The sequence below is a fragment of the Streptomyces mangrovisoli genome, assembly GCF_000974985.2.
Taxonomy (GTDB): domain Bacteria; phylum Actinomycetota; class Actinomycetes; order Streptomycetales; family Streptomycetaceae; genus Streptomyces; species Streptomyces mangrovisoli.
Map to the genome: position 1 here is coordinate 1 of NZ_LAVA02000105.1, position 10,435 is coordinate 10,435.

Consider the following 10,435-nt stretch of genomic DNA (forward strand, 5'->3'; position numbering starts at 1 on the left):
GTGTTGGTTCTGAAACCACGAACAGCCCCATTCTCCATGGGTTTGATGGAGTGTGGTGCGGCATTGTTCGACAGTTTCATAGTGTTTCGGTGGTCATAGCGTGAGGGAAACGCCCGGTTACATTCCGAACCCGGAAGCTAAGCCTCACAGCGCCGATGGTACTGCAGGGGGGACCCTGTGGGAGAGTAGGACACCGCCGAACAATTATTGAAAAGGGTTGGATCCCGAACTTCGGTTCAGGGTCCAACCCTTTTTTGTTTGCCGTTACTTGAAGTTCACGTTGCGCGCCGAGCATCCAAGCATGGGTACTGCTGCAATGCTCAGGGCCGCCGGTGTCGGTATCGGTGACGAGGTCGTCGTTTCGGCGTTCGGGACCGTGGAAGTCGCCCAGGCCGTGACACTGGCGGGCGCACTTCCGGTGTTCGCCGACATAGATCCGGTGACCTACTGCCTCAGCGCCTCCGCGGTCGAGGCGGCCGTGACACCGCGCACCGCGGCGATAGTCGTCGTGCACCGCTTCGGCCGGCTCGCCGACCTCGACCGGCTGCTCGGCATCGGCCGGCGCCACGGACTGCTGGTGCTTCAGCAGGGGGAGTCGACGGCGCCGTACGACGAGGTCGCGCAGCGCAGGGAGCGCGCCGCGTACCTCGACGCCAAGCTGCGGGGCGTACGGACCCCCGACGGCGGCGACGGGCACACCTACCAGCAGTACGTCGTGCGGGTGCCCGGCAACGGGCGGCCGGACCGCGACGCCTTCGCGCGCGCGGTGCGGGCCAGGGGAGTCGACTGCCAGGTGCCGGTGAAGGCGCCCGTGCACCGGCTGCCGGAGTTCCGGCGCTGTGTCTCCCTGCCCGAGACCGAACAGGCCGCGGACGACACCCTCGCGCTGCCCGTGGACGCCTCGTTGACGAAGCGCGACATGCAGCGGATCGTGACGGCCTGCAACGCGCTCGGCGGACTCCTCCAACCCGCCTTCTGAACGAGTTTGGGAGCACGGGTCTGTTCAGGGTATGATCTGTTTCGTTGCCGCGAGGGAAACCTCGGAAAAGGCAACAGGCCCCCATAGCTCAGTCGGCAGAGCGTCTCCATGGTAAGGAGAAGGTCAACGGTTCGATTCCGTTTGGGGGCTCCACACGAAAGGCCCCGCCCAATTGGGCGGGGCCTTTTCCGTATTCCCCGGCAGCACTCCCTGTTCCCTTTGCGGGTGGGGGAGTTCGGCGGGTGGGTGGAGTTCGGTCAGTCCTGGTGAATGCCGGCGACGCGCATCGCGAGGATCGCCATGTCGTCGGACGGGGCGTCGGACGCGAAGCGTTCCACCGCGCGCATGATGCGAGCCGCCACCGCACCGGCCGTAAGACCCGTACAGGTGGTGAGGACGTCGGCGAGCCCGTCGTCGCCGAGCATCCTGGTGCCCTCGCGGCGCTCGGTGACGCCGTCGGTGACGCACAGCAGGACATCGCCCGCGTCCAGCGTCACCGTCTGCTCGTGGAGCTCCAGGTCCTCGATGACGCCCAGCAGCGGCTGGGGTTCGGCGGCCGCCTCGACCGTGCCGTCCGGGCGCAGCCGGAGCGGGAGCGGGTGGCCGGCGCAGACCAGCTTCAACTCCGCGCTGCCGTCCGGCTGGGGCCGCATCTCGCCGTAGAGGAGGGTGAGGAAGCGGCTGCGGTCGCCCTCGTCGAGGATGGCCGAGTTGAGGCGTTCGAGGACCGCCGGGGCGTTCAGGCCCTCGCGGGCGAGCAGCCGCAGCGCGTGCCGGGCGAGGCCGGTGACGGCCGCCGCGTTCGGGCCGGTGCCGCAGACGTCGCCGATGGCGAAGCCGTAGGCGCCGTCGCGGATGGGGAAGAGGTCGTAGAAGTCTCCGCCGACCTCGTTGCCCTCGCCCGCCGCGCGGTAGATGACCTCGACCTCGACACCGCCGATCTGGGGCAGCTCGGGCGGCAGGAGGCTGCGCTGGAGGGACTGGCTGATGGCCGTGCGCTCCGAGTACAGGCGGGCGTTGTCGAGGGCCAGGGCGGCCCTGCGGGACAAGTCCTCGGCCAGTTCGAGGATTTCCTGGCGGAAGTGTTCGTCGGTGGGCTTGCCGAGGGTCAGCATGCCGATGACGCGGTTGCGGGCGACCAGCGGCAGGACGACGGTCTCGCCGCCCACCGCGGACGCCACGGAGAGCGTGGGGCCGAGGCCCGAGGCGGTCTGGTGGGTGGGGCCGCCGCTCAGGCCCAGGCTGCGCATGGAACTGCGCAGGGCGGCGCGGCGCGCCACTTCGCCGGGGGCGGCCCAGACGCGCGCGCCGGGTGTCGGCACCGGGTCCGGGGGCGAGATCTTCGACAGCAACGACTTGATGCCGTCGATGAGTTCCTCGTCCTCGTGCAGGACGTACGACAGGTACGGATCCGACGCCTGGTCGGCGATCGTGTAGACGGCGCACCAGGTGGCGAGGGTCGGCACGGTCATCTGTGCCATGAGGGCGAGGGTCTGGTCGCGGTCGAGGGTGCCGGCGAGCAGGTCGGAGGCCTCGACGAGGAAGCTGAGCGAGCCGCGGCGCAGGCGTTCCAGTTCGCCGAGGCGGGCCGACTCGACGGCGAGGGCGATGCGGTCGGCGGCGAACTGGAGGCGCAGGGCCTCCTCGTTGGAGTATCTGCCGGGCGACTCGGCGGCGACGCCGAGGGAGCCGGTGAGGCGGCCCTCGACCTTGAGCGGGACCGTGACGACCGAGCGCATCCCGGTGCCGTCCAGCAGGGGTACGGCGCCGGGTACGGCGGCCAGGTCGTCGTGGACGGCGGGCATCCGGGCGGAGCCGTAGCGGCCGGGGCCGGCTTCGACGGGGACGCGGGCGAAGCGCTGGCGGGCGGAGGGCAGGCCGGTGGAGGCGCGGACCTCCAGCTCGGTCTCGTCGTCGGTGGCGAGGAGCAGGAAGGCGGAGTCGCCGTCGAGCATGTCGCGGGCGCGTTCGACGGTGCGCTGGAGGAGCCCGTCGAGGTCGTCGGGGGCGGGTGAGCCGATGAACACCTCGAAGGGGTCGCTGCTCGGCCCGTCGGAGTGGGAGAGGTCGGAGGCGGGCAGCCGGGTCGGGGTCTGGAGGACGGCGCGCTCGGGTTCGCGCACCAGCAGGCAGACGGTGGAGGGCTCGCCTCCGGTGTCGCGGACGCGCAGGTGGGAGGCGTAGACCGGGATGACGCGGCCGTCCGCGCCGCGGATGCCGTAGCTGCCCTCCCAGCGGGAGAGCTGGAGGGCCTCGGCGATGCCGGTGGCGGTGCCGGGGGTGTGCGGCCAGGCCGCGAAGTCGGTGAGGGGTTTGCCGGTGACCTGTTTTGCGGGGTAGCCGAAGAGGTCGTCGGCGTCCTCGTTCCAGGCGGTGATGGTGCCGGTGCGGTCGATCTGGACGACCGCGACGCGGACTCTTCCGTCGGCGAGCGGGAGGAGGTCGGCGGGGAGCGAGGGGCCCGCGGTGCGGGTGCCCACCGGGCGCTCGGGCAGTTCGAGCTGGAACCAGACGTTCTTGTGGGTGGGCGTGTACTCGACGCCCCAGCGGCCGGCCAGGGCCGCGCAGAGCTGGAGGCCGCGGCCGCCCTCGCGGTCGGGGCTGCCCATGTTGACGGGGGAGCCCTGGAGCGGGACCTCGCGTTCGGGGTAGCGGTCGGCGACCTCGATCCGTACGCCGTCCTCGGTGCGCAGGCACAGGACGTCGGCGGCGGTGCCCGCGTGGACCACGGCGTTGGTCACCAGTTCGCTGGTGAGGACGACGGCGTCGTCGACGACGTCGGCGAAACCCCAGCCTTGGAGGGTGTCGCGGACGAAGGAGCGGGCGGTGGCGACGGATCGCCCGACGGGCTCGAAGCTGGCGGCCGCGCGCGCGGTGATCACAGAACTCCTCGACCGGTTGTCGGCATGCAGGGCTCCACGGCCGGCCGGCTCGCTCCGCTGCTGCGGCATCCGCGTGCCCTTCGGCCGTGGCTCCGGGGGCTGTCCCCCGGGGATCACTCCGGTGGTCATGGTCTGCGGCCGCCCCTCCGTGCCCGCTCGTTTCGTGCCACCGCCCTGCCGGACGGACCGGTGCGGCTGGACAGCCGCATGCAAGGTTACTTACCTTCCCCGTCCGTATGGATGCCGGTCACCAGTGTTTCCGTCCTGTGGGTGTGCGGGTGATGTGCGAAGCTGCCGAACTGTTATGGCCTGGTTCGGCGAGGGTGAAACACTGGGCAAGCTTCTGGTGAGGGTCCGGGCAGGCCGAGTGTCTTTCCCGCATCGCGGGCAGCAACCCACGGTGGGGTCCGATCGGCTCGGGCCGGCAGACGCATCAGGATCGGGTATTTCGAGCAGGAGTACCCGCGCACAGCCGTAAACGGGTACTCCGAGCGGGAGGACCCGCGCACAGCGGTAACGGTCGACCCCTGCGGGAGGGACACAGTGGAGTCTGGCGCAGCGACGCGGAGCACGAAGACGCGCGCGAAGGGCGGACCGTCCCCGCGCCGGCCGCGCAGCGGGACGACCGTGGTCGACACGGCCGCCCTGGACCGGCTGCTGGTCGCCCTGGAGGCGATGCGGGACGGCAACTTCCGCAGGCGGCTCACGGTGTCCGGCGACGGCGTGATGTCGGAGATCGCGGCGGTCTTCAACGAGGTCGCGGACCGCAATCTGCATCTGACGGGCGAGCTGGCGCGGGTGCGGCGCATGGTCGGCCGGGAGGGCAAGCTCACCGAGCGGCTGGAGACGTCGGCCTGCGAGGGTTCGTGGCTGGCCGCCATCGACAACTCCAACGCCCTGGTCGACGATCTCGTACGGCCCGTCTCCGAGGTCAGCCGGGTGCTGTCCGCGGTCGCGGAGGGCGATCTGTCGCCGCGGATGGAGCTGCGCACCCAGGGGCCGGACGGCACCGGGCATCCGCTGCGCGGTGAGTTCCTGAAGGTGGGCCGGACGGTCAACAATCTGGTCGACCAGTTGTCGACGTTCACCGACGAGGTCACGCGGGTGGCCAGCGAGGTGGGCACCGAGGGCAAGCTGGGCGGCCAGGCGCAGGTGCGCGGCATGTCGGGTTCGTGGAAGGACCTGACGGACTCGGTCAACACGATGGCGTGGCGGCTGACGGCTCAGGTGCGGGACATCGCGCTGGTGACGACGGCGGTCGCGAAGGGTGATCTGTCGCGCAAGGTCACGGTGGACGTGGCCGGCGAGATGCTGGAGCTGAAGAACACCGTCAACACGATGGTGGACCAGCTGTCGTCGTTCTCCTCCGAGGTGACGCGGGTCGCGCGCGAGGTGGGCACGGAGGGCATTCTCGGTGGGCAGGCGCAGGTCGCGGGCGTCGACGGGGTGTGGAAGGAGCTCACCGACTCCGTCAACACGATGGCCGGCAACCTCACCGCGCAGGTGCGCGGGATCTCGCAGGTGACGACGGCGGTCGCCAACGGTGACCTGTCGCAGAAGGTGACGGTTCCGGCGCGGGGCGAGGTCGCGCAGCTCGCCGAGACGATCAACCAGATGACCGAGACGCTGCGGATCTTCGCGGACGAGGTCACGCGCGTGGCGCGGGAGATCGGTGACGACGGGGAGCTCGGTGGGCAGGCGATCGTGCCGGGCGCGGCGGGCACGTGGAAGGGGCTGACGGACTCCGTCAACACGGTGTTCCGCAACCTGACCACGCAGGTGCGGGACATCGCGGCCGTGACGACCGCGGTGGCCAGCGGTGATCTGTCGCGCAAGGTCACGGTGGACGTGGCCGGCGAGATGCTGGAGCTGAAGAACACCGTCAACGGGATGGTGGACCAGCTGTCGGCGTTCGGTGCCGAGGTGACCCGGGTGGCGCGGGAGATCGGCGACGAGGGCGAGCTGGGCGGCCAGGCGCAGGTGCCGGGTGCGGCGGGCGCGTGGAAGGACCTGACGGACTCCGTCAACACGGCGTTCCGCAACCTGACCGGGCAGGTGCGCAACATCGCCCAGGTGACGACCGCCGTGGCGAACGGCGATCTGTCGCAGAAGGTCACGGTGGACGTCTCCGGCGAGATGCTCCAGCTGAAGAACACCGTGAACACGATGGTGGACCAGCTGTCGTCGTTCGCGGACCAGGTGACGCGGATGGGCCGCGAGGTGGGCACGGAGGGCCGGCTGGGCGGCCAGGCGCGCGTGGACGGCGTGTCCGGCACGTGGAAGGAGCTGACCGACTCGGTCAACTCCATCACGGGCAATCTGACCGCTCAGGTGCGGCAGATCGCGCAGGTGACGACGGCGGTGGCGCGGGGCGACCTGTCGCAGAAGATCACGGTCGACGCGCGCGGCGAGATCCTCGAGCTGAAGAACACGATCAACACGATGGTCGACCAGCTGTCGGCCTTCGCCGACCAGGTGACGCGGGTGGCCCGCGAGGTGGGCACGGAGGGCCGGCTCGGCGGCCAGGCGCAGGTGCCGGGCGTGGCCGGCGTGTGGCGTGATCTGACCGATTCGGTGAACGGCATGGCCGGCAACCTCACCGCGCAGGTGCGCAACATCGCGCAGGTCGCGACGGCGGTGGCGCGCGGTGACCTGTCGCAGAAGATCACGGTGGACGCCCGGGGCGAGATCCTGGAGCTGAAGAACACCCTGAACACGATGGTGGACCAGCTGTCGTCGTTCGCGGAGCAGGTGACCCGGGTGGCCCGCGAGGTGGGCACGGAGGGGCAGCTGGGCGGTCAGGCGGAGGTGCAGGGAGTCTCCGGCACCTGGAAGGACCTGACCCAGTCCGTGAACTTCATGGCGAACAACCTGACCATCCAGGTGCGCAACATCGCCGAGGTGACCACGGCGGTGGCCAAGGGCGACCTGTCGAAGAAGATCACTGTTGACGCGAAGGGCGAGATCCTTGAGCTGGTCACGACGGTCAACACGATGGTTGACCAGCTGTCCAGCTTCGCCGAGCAGGTGACGCGGGTGGCCCGTGAGGTGGGCACGGAGGGCATCCTGGGCGGCCAGGCGCACGTGCCGGGGGTCACGGGCATCTGGAAGGACCTCAGCGACAACGTGAACCTGATGGCCAGCAATCTGACCATCCAGGTGCGCAACATCTCCCAGGTGTCGGCGGCGGTCGCCAACGGTGACCTGACCCGGCAGGTCACCATCCGGGCGCGCGGTGAGGTCGCGCAGCTCGCGGACACGATCAACACGATGGTGAAGACGCTGAGTTCGTTCGCCGACCAGGTCACCAAGGTGGCCCGTGAGGTGGGCACGGACGGCATCCTGGGCGGGCAGGCGCACGTGCCGGGCGTGGCGGGCACGTGGAAGGACCTCACGGAGTCCGTGAACCAGATGGCCTCCAACCTGACCGGCCAGGTGCGCAACATCGCCATGGTGACCACGGCGATCGCCAAGGGTGACTTGACGAAGAAGATCGACATTGACGCCCGTGGTGAGATCCTCGAACTCAAGACGACGATCAACACGATGGTTGACCAGCTGTCCAGCTTCGCCGAGGAGGTCACCCGGGTGGCCCGCGAGGTGGGCACGGAGGGGCAGCTGGGCGGTCAGGCGCGGGTGCGTGACGTGGACGGCACCTGGCGCGACCTGACGGAGTCGGTGAACGAGATGGCCGGGAACCTGACCCGGCAGGTGCGTGCCATCGCGCGCGTGGCGACCGCGGTGACCCGCGGCGACCTGAACCTGAAGATCGACGTCGACGCGGCGGGCGAGATCCAGGAGCTCCAGGACTACATCAACAAGATGATCGCCAACCTGCGCGACACCACGATCGCCAACAAGGAGCAGGACTGGCTCAAGGGCAACCTGGCGCGCATCTCGGCGCTGATGCAGGGCCGCCGCGATCTGGCCGACGTGGCGTCGCTGATCATGAGCGAGCTGACGCCGGTGGTCTCCGCGCAGCACGGCGCGTTCTTCCTGTCGCTGCCGCTGGTCGACGGCAAGGACGTGGCCGCGGAGGGCGAGGACGCCTACGAGCTGCGGATGCTGGGGTCGTACGGCTACTCGATGGGGTCGATGCCGACGTCGTTCCGGCCGGGTGAGGCGCTCATCGGCACGGCGGCGCAGGAGCGGCGCACGATCCTGGTGGAGAACGCGCCCAGCGGCTATCTGAAGATCTCCTCCGGGCTCGGGGAAGCCCCGCCGGCGCAGGTCATCGTGTTGCCGGTGCTGTTCGAGGCGAAGGTGCTCGGGGTCATCGAACTGGCGTCGTTCACGCCGTTCACGCAGATCCAGAAGGACTTCCTGAACCAGATCGCCGAGATGATCGCGACGAGCGTCAACACCATCTCCGTCAACACCAAGACGGAGGTGCTGCTGAAGCAGTCGCAGGAGCTGACCGAGCAACTGCGGGAGCGGTCGGCGGAGTTGGAGAACCGGCAGAAGGCGCTCCAGGCGTCCAACGCCGAACTGGAGGAGAAGGCCGAGCTGCTGGCGCAGCAGAACCGCGACATCGAGGTGAAGAACACCGAGATCGAGGAGGCCCGGCAGGTCCTGGAGGAGCGCGCCGAGCAACTCGCGGTGTCCATGCGGTACAAGTCGGAGTTCCTGGCCAACATGTCGCACGAGCTGCGTACGCCGCTGAACTCGCTGCTGATCCTCGCCAAGCTGCTCGCCGACAACGCGGAGGGCAATCTCTCCCCGAAGCAGGTGGAGTTCGCGGAGACCATCCACGGCGCGGGCTCGGACCTGCTCCAGCTGATCAACGACATCCTGGACCTGTCGAAGGTCGAGGCGGGCAAGATGGACGTCTCCCCGACGCGCATCGCGCTCGTGCAGCTCGTGGACTACGTCGAGGCGACCTTCCGGCCGCTGACCGCGGAGAAGGGCCTGGACCTGTCGGTGCGGGTCTCCCCGGAGCTGCCCGCGACCCTGCACACCGACGAGCAGCGGCTGCTGCAGGTGCTGCGCAACCTGTTGTCCAACGCGGTGAAGTTCACCGACTCCGGCTCGGTGGAGCTGGTGATCCGGCCGGCGGGCACGGACGTTCCCCGGGGCATCCGGGAGCAGTTGCTGGAGGCCGGTTCGCTGACGGATCCGGAGGGCGCGCTGATCGCGTTCTCGGTCACGGACACGGGCATCGGGATCGCGGCGAGCAAGATGCGGGTGATCTTCGAGGCGTTCAAGCAGGCGGACGGCACGACCAGCCGCAAGTACGGCGGCACCGGCCTCGGCCTGTCCATCTCGCGGGAGATCGCGCAGCTGCTGGGCGGCGAGATCCACGCGCAGAGCGAACCGGGGCGCGGCTCCACGTTCACCCTGTACCTGCCGCTGCACCCCACCGAGCTGCCGCCGCAGGGCTATCAGCAGGCGGCGCCCGCCCTGGAGGCCGGCGACCTGGTGGCGTCCGAGGGGCAGGCGGCGGGGCTGTCGGAGCTGTCCGAGGTGGCGATCGAGACGCCGGCGGAGGTGAAGTCGTACCAGGAGACGCAGAACGGTGCCGCGGCGCTGTTCCGGCGGCGCCGCCGGGCCGTCACGGGCGGCGACCAGGCTCCGCTGCGCGAGGGCCGGCTGCTGGAGCGTGAGGAGTGGCCGGAGCAGGGCGCGCCGCAGCCGCACCGGAGTGTCCGCTTCAACGGCGAGAAGGTGCTGATCGTCGACGACGACATCCGCAACGTGTTCGCGCTCACCAGCGTGCTGGAGCAGCACGGGCTGTCGGTGCTGTACGCGGAGAACGGCCGCGAGGGCATCGAGGTCCTGGAGCAGCACGACGACGTGGCGGTCGTCCTGATGGACATCATGATGCCGGAGATGGACGGGTACGCGACGACCACGGCGATCCGGCGGATGCCGCAGTTCGCCGGGCTGCCGATCATCGCGCTGACCGCGAAGGCGATGAAGGGCGACCGGGAGAAGGCGATCGAGTCCGGCGCGTCCGACTATGTCACCAAGCCGGTCGATCCCGACCACCTGTTGGCCGTGATGGAACAGTGGATGAGGGAAGGATGACCGACCGCGATGACGGCCGACCTCTGTGTTCACCATGAGTTGCGCCCGCGGCACGTCAGGCGCCGTGTAGAAGGGCGGGATACGGGGAACCTTCTGATCTCCCGCCGCGTTTCTGCTGTGTGCACAGTGACATCGCGGTGACAGGGTGTGGCGACGGTCGGGGTGCGGCTACCATGACCGGCACAAGGACGGGCGGCGCAAGGGAGTCGTCCCCAGGGGCGGCGCCCGGCGCACTGTCGGGGCGAGGAGGGCGGGCCATGGTGCAGAAGGCCAAGATCCTCCTGGTCGATGACCGGCCGGAGAATCTGCTTGCGTTGGAGGCCATCCTCTCCGCGCTCGATCAGACGCTGGTGCGGGCATCGTCCGGGGAGGAAGCGCTCAAGGCACTGCTCACGGACGACTTCGCGGTCATTCTGCTGGACGTCCAGATGCCGGGCATGGACGGTTTCGAAACCGCGGCGCACATCAAGCGACGGGAGCGGACACGGGACATCCCGATCATCTTCCTCACCGCGATCAACCACGGCCCGCACCACACCTTCCGGGG

The 10,435-nt window shown here is 69.5% G+C and carries 4 protein-coding genes, 1 tRNA gene and 1 rRNA gene; 5 read left to right on the top strand and 1 reads right to left on the bottom strand.

Annotated elements, in window-relative coordinates:
- Nucleotides 1-85: 85 nt before the first annotated feature.
- The 3 genes from rrf (at nucleotide 86) to WN71_RS34345 (ending at nucleotide 1,132) form a co-directional block, all read left to right on the top strand.
- Nucleotides 86-202, top strand: a 5S ribosomal RNA gene (gene rrf / locus WN71_RS34335).
- 114 nt (nucleotides 203-316) lie between these two features.
- The gene (locus WN71_RS34340; RefSeq protein WP_046591584.1) at nucleotides 317-979 is read left to right on the top strand and encodes a DegT/DnrJ/EryC1/StrS family aminotransferase; all 663 of its coding nucleotides are present in this window, start codon (nucleotides 317-319) and stop codon (nucleotides 977-979) included.
- Nucleotides 980-1,056: 77 nt separating this feature from the next.
- Nucleotides 1,057-1,132 (top strand) — tRNA-Thr (locus WN71_RS34345).
- Nucleotides 1,133-1,236: 104 nt separating this feature from the next.
- Here WN71_RS34345 and WN71_RS34350 read toward each other — a convergent pair.
- Nucleotides 1,237-3,990: a SpoIIE family protein phosphatase gene (locus WN71_RS34350; RefSeq protein WP_046591585.1), complete on the bottom strand. Its 2,754-nt coding sequence runs from the start codon at nucleotides 3,988-3,990 to the stop codon at nucleotides 1,237-1,239.
- A 414-nt stretch (nucleotides 3,991-4,404) separates the two neighbouring features.
- On the opposite strand from WN71_RS34350, the gene WN71_RS34355 reads away from it, so the two are divergent.
- Nucleotides 4,405-9,888 (top strand): HAMP domain-containing protein, encoded by a 5,484-nt coding sequence (locus tag WN71_RS34355; protein WP_107469847.1) that lies wholly within the window; start codon nucleotides 4,405-4,407, stop codon nucleotides 9,886-9,888.
- Between the two features lie 257 nt (nucleotides 9,889-10,145).
- The coding region (locus tag WN71_RS34360) for a response regulator (RefSeq protein WP_143074918.1) at nucleotides 10,146-10,435 on the top strand (290 nt) is incomplete at its 3' end.